This window comes from Mycobacterium sp. E740, from assembly GCF_001672895.1.
Taxonomy (GTDB): Bacteria; Actinomycetota; Actinomycetes; order Mycobacteriales; family Mycobacteriaceae; genus Mycobacterium.
In genome coordinates this window covers 1-16,089 of the sequence record NZ_LZKP01000128.1, presented here as the reverse complement: position 1 = coordinate 16,089, position 16,089 = coordinate 1, and the positions used below count along the sequence as shown (strand labels likewise).

Annotated in this window: 21 protein-coding genes; 13 read left to right on the top strand and 8 right to left on the bottom strand. The window is 68.6% G+C overall.

Going from position 1 to position 16,089, the window contains the following annotated elements:
* Positions 1 to 18 precede the first annotated feature (18 nt).
* The 3 genes from pstS to A5663_RS12420 all read right to left on the bottom strand — a co-directional run bounded on the left by pstS (position 19) and on the right by A5663_RS12420 (position 2,890).
* A complete protein-coding gene (gene pstS, locus A5663_RS12430; RefSeq protein ID WP_068148971.1) occupies positions 19 to 1,128 on the bottom strand; it encodes a phosphate ABC transporter substrate-binding protein PstS in 1,110 nt (369 codons plus the stop codon).
* A gap of 101 nt (positions 1,129 to 1,229) precedes the next feature.
* Positions 1,230 to 2,114: a mycothiol synthase gene (gene mshD / locus A5663_RS12425; RefSeq protein WP_068148898.1), complete on the bottom strand. Its 885-nt coding sequence runs from the start codon at positions 2,112 to 2,114 to the stop codon at positions 1,230 to 1,232.
* Entirely contained in the window at positions 2,111 to 2,890 is a 780-nt protein-coding gene (locus A5663_RS12420; protein ID WP_068148969.1) for a response regulator transcription factor, read from the bottom strand. The genes mshD and A5663_RS12420 overlap by 4 nt, the downstream gene beginning before the upstream one ends.
* A gap of 178 nt (positions 2,891 to 3,068) precedes the next feature.
* On the opposite strand from A5663_RS12420, the gene lmeA reads away from it, so the two are divergent.
* From lmeA to A5663_RS12385, 8 genes are all read left to right on the top strand, one after another.
* Entirely contained in the window at positions 3,069 to 3,866 is a 798-nt protein-coding gene (lmeA, locus tag A5663_RS12415; RefSeq protein ID WP_068148966.1) for a mannan chain length control protein LmeA, read from the top strand.
* On the top strand, positions 3,863 to 4,285 hold the full coding sequence (locus tag A5663_RS12410) for a thioredoxin family protein (RefSeq protein WP_068148895.1): 423 nt from the start codon (positions 3,863 to 3,865) through the stop codon (positions 4,283 to 4,285). Before lmeA ends, A5663_RS12410 begins: the two co-directional genes overlap by 4 nt.
* Positions 4,286 to 4,290: 5 nt before the next feature.
* A complete protein-coding gene (locus A5663_RS23810; protein WP_353612086.1) occupies positions 4,291 to 4,407 on the top strand; it encodes an Ms5788A family Cys-rich leader peptide in 117 nt (38 codons plus the stop codon).
* A gap of 89 nt (positions 4,408 to 4,496) precedes the next feature.
* Positions 4,497 to 4,973 (top strand): DUF4395 domain-containing protein, encoded by a 477-nt coding sequence (locus A5663_RS12405; protein ID WP_068148892.1) that lies wholly within the window; start codon positions 4,497 to 4,499, stop codon positions 4,971 to 4,973.
* Between the two features lie 36 nt (positions 4,974 to 5,009).
* Positions 5,010 to 5,843 (top strand): sulfurtransferase, encoded by an 834-nt coding sequence (locus tag A5663_RS12400; protein WP_068148890.1) that lies wholly within the window; start codon positions 5,010 to 5,012, stop codon positions 5,841 to 5,843.
* Position 5,844: 1 nt separating this feature from the next.
* Positions 5,845 to 6,147, top strand: coding sequence for a DUF1416 domain-containing protein (locus tag A5663_RS12395; RefSeq protein ID WP_068148887.1), 303 nt, complete (start codon positions 5,845 to 5,847; stop codon positions 6,145 to 6,147).
* A 153-nt stretch (positions 6,148 to 6,300) separates the two neighbouring features.
* Positions 6,301 to 6,930 (top strand): FABP family protein, encoded by a 630-nt coding sequence (locus A5663_RS12390; protein ID WP_068148885.1) that lies wholly within the window; start codon positions 6,301 to 6,303, stop codon positions 6,928 to 6,930.
* Positions 6,930 to 7,187: a hypothetical protein gene (locus tag A5663_RS12385; RefSeq protein ID WP_068148882.1), complete on the top strand. Its 258-nt coding sequence runs from the start codon at positions 6,930 to 6,932 to the stop codon at positions 7,185 to 7,187. The genes A5663_RS12390 and A5663_RS12385 overlap by 1 nt, the downstream gene beginning before the upstream one ends.
* Before the next feature lie 253 nt (positions 7,188 to 7,440).
* Here the strand turns inward: A5663_RS12385 and A5663_RS12380 are convergent, their stop codons facing one another.
* Positions 7,441 to 8,328 carry an aminodeoxychorismate lyase gene (locus A5663_RS12380; protein WP_068148879.1) on the bottom strand — a complete coding sequence of 296 codons (888 nt, stop codon included), beginning with the start codon at positions 8,326 to 8,328 and terminating at the stop codon, positions 7,441 to 7,443.
* A 52-nt stretch (positions 8,329 to 8,380) separates the two neighbouring features.
* On the opposite strand from A5663_RS12380, the gene A5663_RS12375 reads away from it, so the two are divergent.
* The gene (locus tag A5663_RS12375; protein ID WP_068148876.1) at positions 8,381 to 9,457 is read left to right on the top strand and encodes a folate-binding protein YgfZ; all 1,077 of its coding nucleotides are present in this window, start codon (positions 8,381 to 8,383) and stop codon (positions 9,455 to 9,457) included.
* A gap of 126 nt (positions 9,458 to 9,583) precedes the next feature.
* Positions 9,584 to 9,763 (top strand): DUF3073 domain-containing protein, encoded by a 180-nt coding sequence (locus A5663_RS12370; protein WP_068148874.1) that lies wholly within the window; start codon positions 9,584 to 9,586, stop codon positions 9,761 to 9,763.
* Between the two features lie 4 nt (positions 9,764 to 9,767).
* Here the strand turns inward: A5663_RS12370 and purM are convergent, their stop codons facing one another.
* Positions 9,768 to 10,841 carry a phosphoribosylformylglycinamidine cyclo-ligase gene (gene purM, locus A5663_RS12365; RefSeq protein WP_068148871.1) on the bottom strand — a complete coding sequence of 358 codons (1,074 nt, stop codon included), beginning with the start codon at positions 10,839 to 10,841 and terminating at the stop codon, positions 9,768 to 9,770.
* Positions 10,842 to 10,949: 108 nt separating this feature from the next.
* Between purM and A5663_RS12360 the strand changes: the two genes are divergently transcribed.
* Both A5663_RS12360 and A5663_RS12355 read left to right on the top strand, forming a co-directional pair.
* On the top strand, positions 10,950 to 11,393 hold the full coding sequence (locus A5663_RS12360) for a cupin (protein WP_068148868.1): 444 nt from the start codon (positions 10,950 to 10,952) through the stop codon (positions 11,391 to 11,393).
* A 25-nt stretch (positions 11,394 to 11,418) separates the two neighbouring features.
* On the top strand, positions 11,419 to 12,375 hold the full coding sequence (locus tag A5663_RS12355; RefSeq protein WP_068148963.1) for an NAD(P)H-binding protein: 957 nt from the start codon (positions 11,419 to 11,421) through the stop codon (positions 12,373 to 12,375).
* Here the strand turns inward: A5663_RS12355 and purF are convergent, their stop codons facing one another.
* Positions 12,376 to 13,899 carry an amidophosphoribosyltransferase gene (gene purF, locus A5663_RS12350; RefSeq protein ID WP_068148866.1) on the bottom strand — a complete coding sequence of 508 codons (1,524 nt, stop codon included), beginning with the start codon at positions 13,897 to 13,899 and terminating at the stop codon, positions 12,376 to 12,378.
* Positions 13,900 to 14,049: 150 nt separating this feature from the next.
* Positions 14,050 to 14,442 (bottom strand): sterol carrier family protein, encoded by a 393-nt coding sequence (locus tag A5663_RS12345; protein ID WP_068148863.1) that lies wholly within the window; start codon positions 14,440 to 14,442, stop codon positions 14,050 to 14,052.
* A gap of 16 nt (positions 14,443 to 14,458) precedes the next feature.
* Here A5663_RS12345 and A5663_RS12340 point away from each other — a divergent pair, with 16 nt between their 5' ends.
* Positions 14,459 to 15,664: an MCE family protein gene (locus A5663_RS12340; RefSeq protein ID WP_068148859.1), complete on the top strand. Its 1,206-nt coding sequence runs from the start codon at positions 14,459 to 14,461 to the stop codon at positions 15,662 to 15,664.
* Positions 15,665 to 15,667: 3 nt separating this feature from the next.
* Here the strand turns inward: A5663_RS12340 and A5663_RS12335 are convergent.
* Positions 15,668 to 16,089: SDR family oxidoreductase (locus A5663_RS12335; protein WP_231976766.1), on the bottom strand; the 422-nt coding region annotated here is incomplete at its 5' end.

Here is a 16,089-nt window from a genome sequence, read left to right as displayed (position 1 = left end):
CACCGGCGCGCCACGAAACTAGGCAATCGCCTCGACGGACGTCAGCAGGCGCTCCTTGAAGCGGTCCGGCAGCGGCACATAACCCGCGGGCGAGAGGTTCTGCTGCCCGTCGTTGGCGGCGACGGTCAGGAACGACTTGACCGCCGCGGCGGTTTGCGGGTCATAACCCTTCGAGCAGACGATCTCATAGGTGGCGAGCACCAACGGATAGGCGCCCGGCTCCTTCGTCCCGTACAGCGAGTTGAGGTCCAGCGTCAGGTCGTTGCCCTCGGCGGCGAACTTCGCGGCGTCGATCGCTTTTTTCGCCGAGTCGTCGGTCAGCTCGACTGCGCCTGCACCACTGTCGATTTGGGCGAACGGGGTGCCTGCCTGCTCGGCGAAGCCCTTCTCCACGTAGCCGATCGCGCCGTCTGTGGCCCGCACCGCCTGCACGACACCCGCCGACTTCTGCGCGCCCTCACCCGCGCCGCCCTGGAACTCGCTGCCGTCGCCCTTGGTCCAGCTCTGCGGGGCAGCTGTCGCCAGGTACTTCTGGAAGTTGTCGGTGGTGCCCGAGGAGTCCGACCGGTATATCGGGGTGATGGCGGTGTCCGGCAGGTTGGTGCCGGCGTTGAGCGCAGCTATCGCAGGATCGTTCCACTTGGTCAGCTGGCCCTGGAAGATCTTGGCGAGCACGTCGGCGTTGAGCACCAGTTTGTCGACGCCCTTCAGGTTGTAGGCCAACGCGACCGGCCCGAAGACGAGCGGCAGGTTCCATGCCGGGTTGCCGCCGCAGCGCTCGGCGGCCTTCTTGATCTGGTCGCCCTTGAGCGCCGAGTCCGAGCCGGCGAAGTCGACCTGCTTGGCGATGAACTGCTCGCGGCCCGCTCCCGACCCCGTCGGGTTGTACGACAGGTTCTTGCCCGCGCACTGCTGGCTCCAGACCTTGTTGAACTCGGCGATCGCGTTCTGCTGGGCCGTCGACCCCTCGGCGGTGACCGAATTCTTGCCTCCGCATTCGGCCGATGACGCCGACCCGTTGCCACCGGGGGCGGGCGTGGCGACGTTGTTGTCGCTACCGCACGCCGTCAACGTCAACGCGGTGATCGACAAGGTGGTGGCGAGTGTTTTGCCGAGGCTGAGCTTCACGTATCCCACTTTCCGGTTATGGACGGCTGCGAATTCCCTGGCAACGTATTCGGCGGGTGTGGACACTCTCCGCATCGCAGGTGAACGCCGGGTGAACACGCTCAGTGCGTCGCGTACGCGGCATCCACGGAGAAGACTTCGAAGCCGAGCTTCTGGTAGGTCTTCACCGCCGCCGAGTTGTCGGACTCGACGTAGAGCATCACGACCGGGCGTGGGCTCTGCGACAGCCGTTCGGCGAGGTGGTGCAGGCCGGTCAACGTCAGCACCGCGCCGAGGCCGCGGCCCTGGGCCGCCGGGTCGACGCCGACCACGTACACCTCTCCGAGGTCGGCGCCGTGGATTTTCGTCCAGTGGAACCCGAGCACCTCGTCGGTGTCTTCGTCGACGGCCAAAAACAGTCCCTCGGGGTCGAACCACGCTTCGCCTCGGCGCTCGGCGATCTCTGTTTCGGTCCACCCGCCCTGCTCGGGGTGCCAGGCGAATGCGGCGTTGTTGACGCGCAACAGCTCGGCATCGTCGGCAGGACCCGAGTAGGTCGTGATGCGAATTCCGTCCGGCACCGGCGTCGGCGGCAGGTCGGTCAGCGGACGCCGCATCTGCAGCAGTTCCCGCACCACAGCCAGCCCCAGTGATTCTGCGGTGGCGCGAGCCGGTTCCAGGTTGCCGTGCGCCCACACCCGGGTCGCGTCGCCACCTTCGGCCAACCCCGCTCGCACCAGTGCCGAACCGATTCCGCGACGCCGGAAACGCGGGTGCACAACGAGTTCGGCCATCGCCGAAGCCTCGCCGAGGGCGAGGTTCAAGTAGCCGACGACGTCCTCACCGTCGCGCGCCAGCAGGTGTCTGGTCCGGTCGTGCGCGAGTTCGCGCAGCACCTGCTCGCCGACGGGAGCGACGCCATCCGCGGCAGTCCCAGTTCGGACCACGTCCTCGATGCGACCCTGTTCGTCGCTGGAAAGGCCAGTGCGCCAGACGAATTCCGTCACGAACTGCGCAACGGGTCGGCGAGTGCTTCGGGAATTGCGGCAGGCGTTTCGTAGTCCGCACCGTCGACGTCGTCGGGCACGTCGGCGCCGGGGACGGACGGGCGACCGCGCGCCGGGCGGACCGCCTTGTAGCCGACGTTGCGCACCGTGCCGATCAGCGACTCGTATTCCGGGCCGAGCTTGGCGCGCAACCGTCGCACGTGCACGTCGACCGTGCGGGTGCCGCCGAAGAAGTCGTAGCCCCACACCTCCTGCAGCAGCTGCGCGCGGGTGAACACCCGGCCCGCGTGCTGCGCCAGATACTTGAGCAGCTCGAACTCCTTGTAGGTGAGGTCGAGGGGCCGGCCTCGAAGCCGAGCGGTGTAGGTGCCCTCGTCAATCACCAGCTCGCCGAGGCTGATCTTGCCGGCGTTCTCCTGATTGGCTGCCCCGCCGCGGCGGCCGACGAGCAGCCGCAGTCGCGCGTCGATCTCCGCGGGGCCGGTGCCAGGCAGCAGGATCTCGTCCAGACCCCACTCGACGTTCACCGCCACCAGGCCGCCTTCGTTCACCACGGCCACCACGGGCACCGAGGTACCGGTCGTGCCGAGCAGCCGGCACAGGCCGCGGGCGGCCGCGAGGTCGGTGCGCGCGTCCACGATCGCCACGTCGGCACTGCCGGCCTCGAGTAGCGAAGACACCTCGGTCGGGGCGGTCCGCACGGTGTGCGCGAGCAGCGACAACGCGGGCAGCACGGTCTCCGGGTGCGGGTCGACGGTCAGTAGCAACAGATCCAACTGGCCCTCCAACAGCCACAGGGACCTCGCCTGGACAACTCTGTCGGTCGGTGACTTCCCAGATTCATGCTCGCCATCTGGCCGTTACTCGGCCGATAGTGCTCTAACGATAGCGCGCAACCTGCCCGTCAGCTGCGCCGAACGCACCGGCGCGGTGGCAGTGCGCCAGAATGTGCGGGTGCGCAAGCTGCTGATCGGGGTGGTCGCGACGGTGCTCGTCGTCGCGGTCTGCGCGGTCGGCGCGGACTTCGGTGCGGCGATCTACGCCGAATACCGGCTGGCCAGAAGCGTGCGCAGCGCCGCCGGCCTGCACCACGACCCGTCGGTGGCCATCCTCGGATTCCCCTTCGTCACCCAGGCCGTCGACCACCACTACGCCGAGGTCGAGATACGGGCCGCCGGCGTGGACCACCCGGTCGTCGGGAAGGCATCGCTGGAGGCCACGCTCCACCAGGTCGATCTCCCGGACAACTCCTGGCTGATCGGGCCGGACGCCAAACTCCCGGTCGGCAAGGCCGAGAGCCGCATCATCATCGACTCGACGCACCTGGGCCGGTTCATGGGCATCACCGACCTGCTGGTCGAGGCTCCGACGCGAGAGAGCAACGACGCCACCGGCGGCACCACGGAATCGGGTATCTCGAGCAACCGGGGCGTGGTGTTCACCGGGACACCCACGAAGGCGGATTTTCACAGCAGGGTGAGTATCGCGGTGGACCTCGAAGTGGCCGGGCCGGACCACACGACGTTGGTGATGGCGGCCACCGGCGTGCTGACAGGCCCGAACACCGCCGACCAGGAAGTGCCCGACGACAAGAAGGACGCGGTACTCGCCGCGTTCAGCGCGAGCCTGCCCGGGCAGCAGCTGCCGTTCGGACTGACACCCACAGCGCAGGGCGCCCGCGGCTCCGACATCATCATCGAAGGGATCGCCGAGGGAGTAACCGTCCCCCTCGACGGGTTCAATCTGTCATGAGCTCATCGTGGGTTTTGGTGGTCACCGTGCTCGTCGCGGCGTTCGGCGTGGCCTATGTGATCAGCCGGCTGCTCGCCCTGCGGGCGGGGCTGCGCACGGCAGGTGAGGCCGCGGCAAACGTCGACACCAGCGACCTCGGCCTGTCGTCCACCGGACCGACGGTGCTGCACTTCTCGGCGCCGTGGTGCGGCCCCTGCGCAGCGGTGCGCCGGGTCGTCGACGAGGTGTGCGCCGAGTTGCCGGCGGTCGCGCACGTCGAGATCGACATGGATGCCAACCCGGCCGCTGCGCGCCGGCTTTCGGTGCTGTCGCTTCCCACCACGATCGTGTTCGACAGGGACGGCCGGCCGAGATACCGGACCCACGGCGTTCCGAAGGCCGCTGACCTGCGCTCGGCTCTTGCACCGCTGTTGGCTTGATCGCCGTGTCCATTGGTAAGCTGTCCGGCGTGTCCGCCCGCCTCGAGCCGATGCTCACCAAGCGCCGCGCAGTCGACCTGTGCCGCGTCGCGGGTTCCTGCTGTTGTTGTTGTAGCTGCTGAGTAGCCGCGCCTTCGTTCGCGCCGCACTCGGGAGCGACCTCTGTGGTCAATCCCTTCCCCAGCCTTTCGACAGCAACAGGAGCACAGGTATGCCGACAACGACAATCCAGACACCCGATCAGGTGGACGTGCGTGGTCCGCGGTTCGCCGCCTGGCTGACCACCGGGGTGCTCGTGGCAACGCTGCTGGCGTGGCCGCTAAGCCCGGTCGCCGCCGCAGCGCTGCTGGGCGTGCAGGCGGTGGTGTTCGCCATCGGCGCGTGGCGCGGCCCGCGCTCGCATCCCTACGGGCTGATCTTCGGCCGGCTGATCGCGCCGCGGCTCGGACCCGTCACCGAGAAGGAGCCCGTCGCGCCGCTGAAGTTCGCGCAGCTCGTCGGCTTCGTCTTCGCGGTAGCCGGTCTCGCGGGGTTTGCCACCGGCCTTGCGCTGCTCGGCCTCATCGCCACGGGCTTCGCGCTCGTCGCGGCCTTCCTCAACGCGGCCTTCGGCATCTGCCTGGGCTGCCAGCTCTACCCGCTCGTCGCACGTTTCCGACGGAACGCGAGCGCTCCGTCAACCGCATAGAACTTCGACACCGAAGCAAACGAAAGGATCTCCTCCATGGCACGCTCCGACGTCCTGGTCACAGCTGACTGGGCCGAGAGCAATCTCAACGCGCCGAACACCGTTTTCGTCGAGGTCGACGAGGACACCAGCGCCTACGACGACGGCCACATCGAGGGCGCTGTCAAGATCGACTGGAAGACCGACCTGCAAGATCCCGTGCGCCGGGATTTCGTTGATCAGCAACAGTTCTCGAAGCTGCTCAGCGAGCGCGGCATCGCCAACGACGACACGGTGGTCCTCTACGGCGGCAACAACAACTGGTTCGCCGCCTACGCCTACTGGTACTTCAAGCTGTACGGGCACCAGAACGTGAAGCTGCTCGACGGCGGCCGCAAGAAGTGGGAGCTCGACGGGCGTCCGCTGTCGACAGAGACCGTCGCGCGTCCGGCGACCAGCTACACCGCCAAGGCGCCCGACAACAGCATCCGCGCCTTCCGTGACGAGGTGATCGCCGCGATCAACGCCAAGAACCTCGTCGACGTCAGGTCGCCGGACGAGTTCTCGGGCAAGATCCTGGCGCCTGCGCATCTGCCCCAGGAGCAGAGCCAGCGCCCCGGGCACATCCCCGGCGCCATCAACGTCCCGTGGAGCAAGGCGGCCAACGACGACGGCACGTTCAAGTCCGACGAGGCTCTCGCCAAGTTGTACGCCGACGCCGGGCTGGACGGCCAGAAGGAGACGATCGCGTACTGCCGCATCGGCGAGCGTTCGTCGCACACCTGGTTCGTGTTGCAGGAATTGCTGGGACACCAGAACGTCAAGAACTACGACGGCAGTTGGACCGAATACGGCTCCCTCGTGGGTGCCCCGATCGAGTTGGGAAGTTGATATGTGCTCTGCCCCCAAACAAGGCCTGAGTTTGCCCGCCAGCGTCGACCTGGAGAAGGAGACGGTGATCACCGGCCGCGTCGTGGACGGGTCGGGCCAGGCGGTCGGCGGCGCATTCGTGCGGCTGCTGGACAGCTCTGATGAGTTCACCGCCGAGGTGGTCGCGTCGGCCACCGGCGACTTCCGGTTCTTCGCGGCGCCCGGCACGTGGACGCTGCGCGCGCTGTCGAAGGTCGGCAACGGCGACGCCGTCGTTGCGCCGTCCGGAGCCGGCATCCACGAGGTCGACGTCAAGGTCGCCTAGGACCTGCACGGCCAAGGCCGGCGCGCCAGGGCGACGGGCGGCGACTAGACTCCTGCCCGTGGTGTTGTTCTACGAAATCCTGCTGGTGGCAGCCGTCGTGGTGATCACCTGGTTCGCGTTGTACGCGCTGTACCGACTGGTGACCGACGAGTCGTGACGTCGGGCGATGACGCAGTAGCGGCCGCAGCCGAACGCGCCAAGACGACCGCCGCGCGAAACATCCCGGTCTTCGGCGATCTGCCCGCCCCGTCGGACACCGCCAACCTCCGCGAGGGGGTCAATCTCAGCGACGCCCTGCTGGCCCTGCTGCCGCTGGTCGGCGTCTGGCGCGGTGAGGGTGAGGGCCGCGGGACCGACGGCGACTATCGCTTCGGCCAGCAGATCGTGGTCTCCCATGACGGCGGGGACTACCTGATCTGGGAAGCGCGCTCCTGGCGGCTGACCGAATCCGGCGACTTCGACCAACCGTCGCTGCGCGAGTCGGGCTTCTGGAGATTCATCAACGACCCGGCGGATCCGTCCGAGTCCCAGGCCATCGAGCTCCTGCTCGCCCATTCGGCGGGCTACATCGAACTGTTCTACGGCCGGCCACTGACCCAGTCATCGTGGGAACTGGTCACCGACGCGTTGGCGCGCAGCAAGTCCGGGATGCTGGTCGGCGGTGCCAAACGGCTGTACGGCATCGTCGAAGGCGGCGATCTCGCGTACGTCGAGGAGCGGGTCGACGCGGACGGCGGTCTGGTCCCGCACCTGTCGGCGCGGTTGTCGAGGTTCGTCGGCTGATGCGCGCATTCGAGTTCGCCGTGGCCGTCGCCGCGGCCGCGCTGCTGTCGGCGTGCGCGTCTGAGGGCTCCAACCCACCGGGAGAGCCGCAGACCACGACGTCGACGGGCCACGGATCGTTGGCGCACTGCCTTACCGAGCACGGGGTTCCGGCCACGCCGGGCCCCGGCGGCGGGCCGCCACCCGGTGTCGATCCCGCCGCGTGGCACGAGGCCATGCAGGCCTGCGCGTCGTTCGCGCCTGGACCCGCCAATTGAGCACCGCGAGAGATGGGGCGGCCCCCGAGCCGTGTGTTCCTGGCGGACAAGACCGAGGGGCTCGGGGGCCGGGTGACTGCGGGGAATTCGCCAGCGCGCGCAGGACGCGAAGAGCCGTCAGCTCATTCCCCTGGCGCTGCTAGCTCGCAGCCACCTCACAAGTCCATAAGTCACTCAAAATCTCGGACCACCTCCTCTCCTGTGTACGAGCGACGGTACCCGCGCATGCACACGGCGACAACCGATTAAGCGCTCAGCGATCGCTGAGGATCGCGGCGTCGACGAGTTCGGCGAACTCCGTGGCCAACGGGCTCGGCGGGAGCGCCCGGCCGTCGAGCGTGTGCACGCGCGCGGCGAGGGTGATGCTTGACACCAGCCAAACCCCTTGAGCGGTAAGCAGATCCGCGGGCCGCAACGTTCGGTAGTCGCAGTCGTAGCCCTTGTCGCGCGCCACTTCGAACAGGGCCTGCTGTGTGGTCCCGCGCAGAATCGGTAACCAGGGCGGCGGGGTGAACAGCGCGAGGTCACCGGCGCCCGGCTCGGACTCGGCGGCGATCACCACCGTCGAACGCGGCCCCTCGAGCACGAAACCGTCGGAGCCGACGAAGATGACGTCGCCCGCGCCGTGCCGCTCGGCATGCCGCAGCGCGGCCATGTTGACCGCATACGAGAGTGTTTTCGCGCCGGCCAGCAGCCACGGCATCTCGGCGGTGCCCTCGGCGGGCAGTCCGCGAGCCAGCGTCAGCGCCGCGAGCCCATGGCGCCGCACCTCGGCCACCCGCGGGGCCAACGCACCGACGGTGGCGTACGCCGTGGGGGGCGACCCGCTCTCGCGCCCCCGGCTGTACACCAGCCGCAGCACGCCCTCGTCGCTCGTACGCGCGGTCCATTCGGAGACCGCGACAGACACCGCCGTCCGCCACGCGGGCAGATCAGGTGCGGGCAGATCGGTCATCCTGGCCGACTGGCTGAGCCGGGACAGGTGCGCTTCGAGCAGGCAGGGCCGGCCGTCGCGGATCAGCAAGGTCTCGAAGACGCCGTCACCGCGAACCGCCGCGAGGTCGTCGGCGTGCAGCAGCGGCGCCGCCGGATCGTGCAACTGCCCGTCGAGCGTCACCACGACCCCGGGTTCGCCAGCCATGGGCCCACAGCGTAGCCGCGGCGCGCGGCGCTGCCGAACGTAGAGTTGACCTGTGACATTCTCTGGGCCGGCCGTCCCTGCTCCCGACACCGGACCGGACGCCGGGGCCGTCTGGCATTACGGCGATCCGCTCGGTGAGCAGCGCGCGGCGACGGACGCGGCCGTCGTCGTGGACCGCTCGCACCGAGCCGTGCTCACGGTCACGGGCGCCGACCGCAGGACCTGGCTGCACAGCTTGACCACCCAGCATGTCAGCGATCTGCCCGACGGCGCGGTCACCGAGAATCTGAGCCTCGACGGGCAGGGTCGTGTCGAAGATCACTGGGTGCAAACCGAACTCGGCGGGGTCACCTACCTCGACACGGAAGCGGCGCGCGGCGAGGCGCTGCTGAGCTACCTGCGCAAGATGGTCTTCTGGTCCGACGTTGCGGTGGAACCCGCGGAGCTGGCGGTGTTGTCACTCCTCGGACCGGCGTCGTGTGACGATCCCGTGCGTGAAACGCTCGGCGTCGGCTCCCTGCCGGCCGAGAACACAGCCGTCGCACTTCCCGACGGCGGCTTCGTGCGCCGACTCCGCAGTCTTGCAGTCGAACTCGACCTCGTCGTCCCCCGCGATCAGGTGGACCGCTGGCTGAAGCGGCTGCGCGACGCCGGCGTGCGACCCGCCGGGATGTGGGCGTACGAGGCCCATCGGGTGGCCGCGCTTCGGCCGCGGCTCGGCGTGGACACCGACGAGCGCACGATTCCGCACGAGGTCGGCTGGATCGGCCCAGCCGTGCACCTGGACAAGGGTTGCTACCGCGGCCAGGAGACGGTCGCGCGGGTGCACAACCTGGGTAAGCCGCCGCGGATGCTGGTGCTGCTGCACCTCGACGGTTCGGCGGACCGGCCGGCGACCGGTGAGCCGGTGCTCGCGGGCGGCCGGACCGTCGGACGCCTCGGCACCGTGGTCGATCACGTCGACGAAGGCCCTGTCGCGCTGGCGCTGCTGAAGCGGGGGCTGCCGGCAGACACGGAACTGACCGTCGCGGGGATGCCGGCCGCCATCGACGCGGACTCGATGCCGCCACCCGACGTCGCAGGTGCCGGGCGGCGCGCGGTCGAACAACTGCGGGGCGGAAACCGCTGATCGCCGAGGGCCTGGCAGCGCACCGCAGCCAGGCACGGTAAAGTGTCGGCAGGACGATAAAAGACAGATCAGATCGGAGCCGCCTGCACATCGGGCCGCTCCGTTATTGCGCGAGGGGGTCCCCCCATGGGCCGCGGCCGGGCAAAGGCAAAGCAGACCAAGGTTGCTCGTGAGCTCAAGTACAGCTCACCGCAGACCGATTTCGAGCGGCTTCAGCGCGAGCTGTCGGGCGCTTCCGACGACGACCTGACCGGCGCCGACCCGGTGGCCGACGACTGGGCCGACGAGGACGACTGGCGCCGCTGATCAGTTAAAAGCGCGGATGCAGCCCCACGAGCCTGGCTCGGGGGCTGTCTTTGCCGCCCTTCTTGACGGTGCCCAGCGTCCAGCAGTTCAGATGCCGGGCGGTCAGGATCGCCAGCGCGCGGTCGGTGTCCTCGGGCGCGACGACCGCGACCATGCCGACACCCATGTTGAACGTCTTCTCCATCTCGACGCGATCGACCCGTCCGCGCTGCGCGATCATCGCGAAAACCGGTGCCGGAGTCCACGTCCCGCGGTCGAGTTCGGCGACCAGGCCGTGCGGGATCACGCGCTCGAGGTTGCCGGCCAGCCCCCCTCCCGTGACGTGGCAGAAGGTGCGGACCTGCGTTTCGGCGGCCAGCGCCAAGCAGTCCTTGGCGTAGATGCGGGTGGGTTCGAGCAGCTCTTCGCCGAGGGTCCGGCCGAACTCCTCGACGTAACCGGCGAGGTTCATCCGGTCGATCTCCAGCAGTACCTTGCGGGCCAGCGAGTAGCCGTTCGAGTGCAGACCCGTCGAGGCCATCGCGATCAACACGTCACCCGGCCTGACCCGATCGGGGCCGAGCACGTCGTCCGCCTCCACCACGCCCACCCCGGTCGCCGAGATGTCGTAGTGGTCCGGCGCCATCAGGCCCGGGTGCTCGGCCGTCTCACCGCCGAGCAGCGCACAACCGGCCTGCAGGCAGCCGTTGGCGATACCGGCCACCAGCTCGCCGATCCGTTCGGGCACCGTGCGGCCGACCGCGATGTAGTCCTGCAGGAACAGGGGTTCGGCGCCGCACACCACGAGGTCGTCGACGACCATCGCGACCAGGTCGATGCCGACCGTGTCGTGTTTGTCCATGGCCTGGGCGACCGCCAGTTTCGTGCCGACGCCGTCGGTCGAGGACGCCAGCACCGGTTCGCGGTAGCCGCCGCGCAGCGCGAACAATCCGGCGAAGCCGCCGATACCGCCGCGCACCTCGGGCCTGGTGGCCTTCTCGGCGAGCGGTTTGAGGAGTTCGACGGCCCGGTCGCCGGCTTCGATGTCGACCCCGGCTGACGCATAGGACATGCCGACGGGTTCGGCGCGTTCGGTCATCGCGATAAAGGCTACCGGTGTTTCCCGCGCCGCGGTAACCGCCTTCCGCCTCGTGTATCCGAGTCGGAACGCCACGCGAATCCCGCCGATATGACAACGTGACCGGTCATGACAGCGGTTCGCTGCTCCCTCTCGGCATTGCTCGCGATCACGTTGCCGGCGGCGACGCTGTTCGGTGCCGCCGGAGCGTCCGCCACGTCGGCCGGTGGCGTGGAGGCGCGCACCATCTCGCAGTCGTCGGTCGACGGAGTGGACTACATCACCCGCGAGATCACGATCGCGCCCGGCGGCAGCACCGGATGGCACTACCACGAGGGCCCGGTGTACGGGCTGATCCGCGCGGGCACGCTCACCCACGACGCGGCCCGCAACTGCGCGCCCGACGGCATCTACCCTGCCGGCGCGCCGATCACGGAGGCGAGCGGTCCGGACAACGTGCACATCGGCCGCAACCTGGGTCCGGTTCCGCTGGTGATGTGGGTCCTCTACATCAAGCCGGCGGGTACGCCGCTGGCCGTCGACGCCCCCGATCCCGGCTGCGGGTTTGCCTGACCACAAAAGCGGCGATCCCGCCCCCGTGACTGACGAGATCCGCTGCCTGGTGACGGGGGCGACCGGTTATATCGGCGGCCGGTTGGTGCCCGCCCTGCTCGACCGCGGCCACGCCGTGCGTGCGCTGGCGCGCGATCCCGACAAGCTCGACGACGTGCCATGGCGTGACCGCGTCGAGGTGGTGGCCGGTGATCTGGGTGACGTGGACTCACTGCGCAGCGCGTTCGACGGCATGGACGTCGTCTACTACCTGGTGCACTCGATGGGCAGCTCGCCCGACTTCGTCGAGGAAGAGGCCCGCTCGGCTCGCAACGTCGTCGCCGCCGCACGCGACGCACACGTCAAGCGGTTGGTGTATCTGAGCGGCTTGCACCCGCCGGACGCGGAGTTGTCCGCTCACCTGCAGTCCCGTACCGACGTCGGTGAGATCCTGCTCGAGTCGGGCATCGAGACCGTCGTGCTGCAGGCCGGGATCGTGATCGGCTCGGGATCGGCGTCGTTCGAAATGATCAGGCATCTGACCAACCGGCTGCCGGTGATGACGACGCCGAAGTGGGTGCACAACAAGATCCAGCCGATCGCGATCGACGACGCAGTGCATTATCTCGCCGAGGCTGCCACGGCTGCGGTGCCGGCATCGCGCACGTGGGACATCGGCGGACCCGATGTGCTCGAGTACGGTGACGCGATGCAGACCTATGCCGAGGTGAAGGGGCTGCGTCGCCGTTTGATCGTCGTAATCCCTTGGCTGACACCGGCTCTCGCGAGTTGGTGGGTCGGCTTGGTGACGCCGCTTCCGGGCGCGCTGGCCCGTCCGCTGGTCGAATCCCTCGAATGCGACGCGGTCATGGCCGATCACGACATCGACGCTGTGATCGCGCGACCAGAGCGCGGCCTGAGGAGCTACCGCGACGCGGTGTCAGAAGCGCTGCGCAACGGACCGCTACCCGCGGACCCGCACTGGGCGCACGTCGGCCGGTAGTTACGGCCTGCGCAGCGCGGATGCGTTGTCGTTGTCGGGCTGCAGCGGGATACCGGACTTGGCGGCGGTCGCCAGCATGTGCTCGATCACGTTCTTGCCCAACGCCGATTCGCCAGGCAACTCGATCGGGTAGTTGCCGTCGAAGCAGGCGATGCACAGCCGCGACGCGGGCTGCTCGGTCGCGGCGATCATGCCCTGCTGCGAGATGTAGCCGAGGGTGTCGGCGCCGATGGCGTGCCGCACCGCCTCGAGCATCTCGCCCTGGTCCTCGACGGCGTTGGCGATCAGCTCGGCCGGGGTGGCGAAGTCGATGCCGTAAAAGCAGGGCCACTTGACCGGCGGCGACGCGATGCGGACGTGCACCTCCACGGCGCCGGCCTCCCGCAGCATCCGGATCAGTGCGCGTTGGGTATTGCCCCGCACGATCGAGTCGTCCACGACGATCAGGCGCTTGCCGCGGATCACGTCCTTGAGCGGGTTGAGCTTGAGCCGGATACCGAGTTGGCGAATGGTCTGCGACGGCTGGATGAACGTGCGCCCGACGTAGGCGTTCTTCATCAACCCCTGGCCGTAGGGAATGCCGGACTCCTGCGCGTAACCCACCGCGGCGGGTGTGCCGGACTCCGGAACGCCGATCACCAGGTCGGCGTCGACCGGCATCTCCCGGGCCAGTCGGCGGCCGATGTCGACGCGCGCCGCGTGCACCGAACGGCCGGCCAGGGTGCTGTCCGGCCGGGCCAGATAGACGTATTCGAAGACGCAGCCTTTGGGTTCCGGGCTGGCGAACCGGGTGGAGCGCACGCCGTCGGCGTCGATGGCCAGCAGTTCGCCGGGCTCGATGTCTCGGACGAACGAGGCGCCGACGATGTCGAGGGCCGCGGTCTCCGAGGCGACGACCCAGCCGCGGTCCAACCGCCCCAGCGCCAGCGGGCGCACCCCGTACGGGTCACGCGCCGCGTAGAGCGTGTTCTCGTCCATCCACGTCAGGCAGAACGCGCCGCGCACGGTCGGCAGCAGTTCGAGTGCGGCCTGCTCGAGGGTCGCGTCCGCCGCGCCGTGGGCGAGCAGAGCGCCGAGGATGTCGGAGTCGGTGGTCGCCGCCAAGGCACCCCTGGTGCCCAGCAGCCCGGCTTCGCGGGCGCGGGCGGCCAGTTCGGCGGCGTTGACAAGGTTTCCGTTGTGCCCGAGCGCGACCCCGGTACCCGCCGACGTGTTGCGGAACACCGGCTGCGCGTTCTCCCACGTCGTCGACCCGGTCGTCGAGTACCGGCAGTGCCCGATCGCGACGTGGCCCTGCATGGCCGCCAGCGTCTGCTCGTCGAAGACCTGGCTGACCAGGCCGAGGTCCTTGAACACCAGCACCTGCGAGCCGTCGGCGACGGCGATGCCGGCGGCCTCCTGACCACGGTGCTGAAGTGCGTACAGGCCGTAATAGGTGAGCTTGGCGACCTCTTCGCCCGGCGCCCACACGCCGAACACACCACACTCTTCACGGGGTTCTGGATCGGTCTGCGGGCCGGTCACGGTATGGCTGCTCCCAGGGCGGAATGGGTAGACGGTTGCCAGTCTACGTACATCACGGGTCGATCACCGAATGCGACGAGGGTGTCGCCGCCGGTCGGGACAACAATCCCGCGGGCGCGTCCATTTCGCCGCTCGGAGAGTGTGGCGAAACTAACTGTCGAGGTCGACCAGCGGCAGCCAGGTTGCGATCTCTCCGGCGCGCGACCCCGACAGCGTCAACCGGCCGTCGGAGACGGTGTCGTCCATCGAAACCATCCCGGAGACGAGCAACAACCAGGTGCGCGCGTCGGTCTCCGCCACATTCGGCGGGTTGCCGCGCCGGTGCGCCGGACCGGCGACGCACTGCACGGCGATGAACGGCGGCACGCGGACCTCGACGCTGGCGCCCGGAGCCGCCGCCGCGAGCGTGCGTGCCGTCAACCGAACCGCCTCGGCGAGTTCGGTTCTGGACGGTGCAGGTTGCCGTTCGTCGCGCAACCAGCCGGCCAGCGCCGCGACCGCGGCGCGGGTCTTCACCGGATCGGCAGTAGGACGGGCGGCCATAACTTACTGTCTCAAAATGTTCGTCGACCGCCATCAGCCGCCGTACAAGGTGGCCGGCGCGGTCCTCCTGGTGTGCGCGATCGTCGCGACCGGTCTGATCTACCTCCAGTTCCGCGGCGACCTGACGCGTAAGACGCAGTTGACCTTGCTGGCGTCGCGCGCCGGCCTGGTCGTCGAACGGGGCGCGAAGGTGACCTACAACGGCGTGCAGATCGGGCGTGTCAGCCGCATCGCCCACGTCGACGCCGGCGACGGCCGCCAGGCCGAACTCACGCTCGAGGTCGATCCCCGCTATCTGGACCGCATTCCGGCCAACGTCACCGCCGAGATCCGCGCCACGACGGTGTTCGGCAACAAGTACATTTCGTTCACCTCGCCGGAAGATGCTTCGCCCCAACATATCTCGAGTCGAGCCGTGATCGACGCGTCAGCGGTGACGACCGAGTTCAACACGGTGTTCGAGACGGTCCTCGCGCTCACCGAGCAGGTCGACCCGATCAAGCTCAATCAGACGCTGGCCGCCACCGCCGAGGCTCTCACTGGGCTGGGCGGCCGTTTCGGCGAGTCGCTGACGAACGGCAACGCCATCCTCGACGACCTCAACGCCCGGATGCCGCAGATCCGCTCCGACACCACGCTGCTCGCCGATCTGGCCGACGTGTACGCCGACGGGTCGAAAGACCTCTGGGACGGTCTGCGGAACGCGGTGACGACCACCCGTACGTTCAACGAGCACCGCACCGACCTGGACGCCGCGTTGATGGGCGCCCTGGGCTTCGCCGACGCCGGAGCCGACACCTTCGAACGTGGCGGCCCGTATCTGGTGCGCGGTGCTGCCGACCTGGTTCCGACGTCCAAGCTGCTCGACTACCACAGTCCCGCGTTGTTCTGCACGATCCAGAACTTCAACCAGGTGCAGCCCCGGGTCGCGAAAACGTTGGGCGGCAACGGATATTCGCTGACCGGAGGCGGTGGTGTCCTGGCCGGCGCCGGCAACCCGTACATTTATCCCGACAATCTGCCGCGGGTCAACGCCACCGGCGGACCGGAAGGCCGGCCGGGCTGCTGGCAGGACGTCAGCCGCGACCTGTTCCCGGCGCCGTATCTGGTGATGGACACCGGCGCGAGCATCGCGCCGTACAACCATGTCGAACTGGGTCAGCCGTTGTTCATCGAGTACGTGTGGGGCCGACAGGTCGGCGAGCTGACGATCAACCCGTGAGGTTCATTCGGGAAAGCCGAACAGCTTGACCACCCCGTGGTCGCGACCGGCGGTGTAGCCGCCGTCGACCGCGATCGCCTGGCCCGTGACAAAGGACGCGTCGGTGGAGACGAGAAACGCTGCGACGGCGGCGATCTCATCGGCTCGGCCGCGCCGCTGTAGAGCGTGCTCCTCGGTGATGGAACGCAGCGGAGCTTCCATACCGTCGAATCCCATCACGCTCTGCAGCATCGGGGTGTCGATGAAGCCGGGGCAGATTGCGTTCGCGCGGATGCCGCTCGGGCCGTAATCGACGGCGATGTTCTTGGTGAGCAACACGACGCCACCCTTGGCGGCGTTGTAGCTGCTGCCGCGGTGGCGAAGATGATCGAACAACCGCGAGTGGACGGTGAGCGCGGGTCGATCGTCACCCTCGCCAGCGTCGA

Coding starts and splice junctions, on each gene's coding strand:
- A5663_RS12380 (WP_068148879.1), bottom strand. CDS start 8,328: ATGGCTGGCGAACCCGGGGTCGTGGTGACGCTCGACGGGCAGTTGCAC.
- A5663_RS12370 (WP_068148874.1), top strand. CDS start 9,584: ATGGGCCGCGGCCGGGCAAAGGCAAAGCAGACCAAGGTTGCTCGTGAG.
- A5663_RS12385 (WP_068148882.1), top strand. CDS start 6,930: ATGCGCGCATTCGAGTTCGCCGTGGCCGTCGCCGCGGCCGCGCTGCTG.
- A5663_RS12340 (WP_068148859.1), top strand. CDS start 14,459: ATGTTCGTCGACCGCCATCAGCCGCCGTACAAGGTGGCCGGCGCGGTC.
- A5663_RS12405 (WP_068148892.1), top strand. CDS start 4,497: ATGCCGACAACGACAATCCAGACACCCGATCAGGTGGACGTGCGTGGT.
- A5663_RS12400 (WP_068148890.1), top strand. CDS start 5,010: ATGGCACGCTCCGACGTCCTGGTCACAGCTGACTGGGCCGAGAGCAAT.
- A5663_RS12345 (WP_068148863.1), bottom strand. CDS start 14,442: ATGGCCGCCCGTCCTACTGCCGATCCGGTGAAGACCCGCGCCGCGGTC.
- purM (WP_068148871.1), bottom strand. CDS start 10,841: ATGACCGAACGCGCCGAACCCGTCGGCATGTCCTATGCGTCAGCCGGG.
- A5663_RS12395 (WP_068148887.1), top strand. CDS start 5,845: ATGTGCTCTGCCCCCAAACAAGGCCTGAGTTTGCCCGCCAGCGTCGAC.
- A5663_RS12410 (WP_068148895.1), top strand. CDS start 3,863: ATGAGCTCATCGTGGGTTTTGGTGGTCACCGTGCTCGTCGCGGCGTTC.
- A5663_RS12360 (WP_068148868.1), top strand. CDS start 10,950: ATGACAGCGGTTCGCTGCTCCCTCTCGGCATTGCTCGCGATCACGTTG.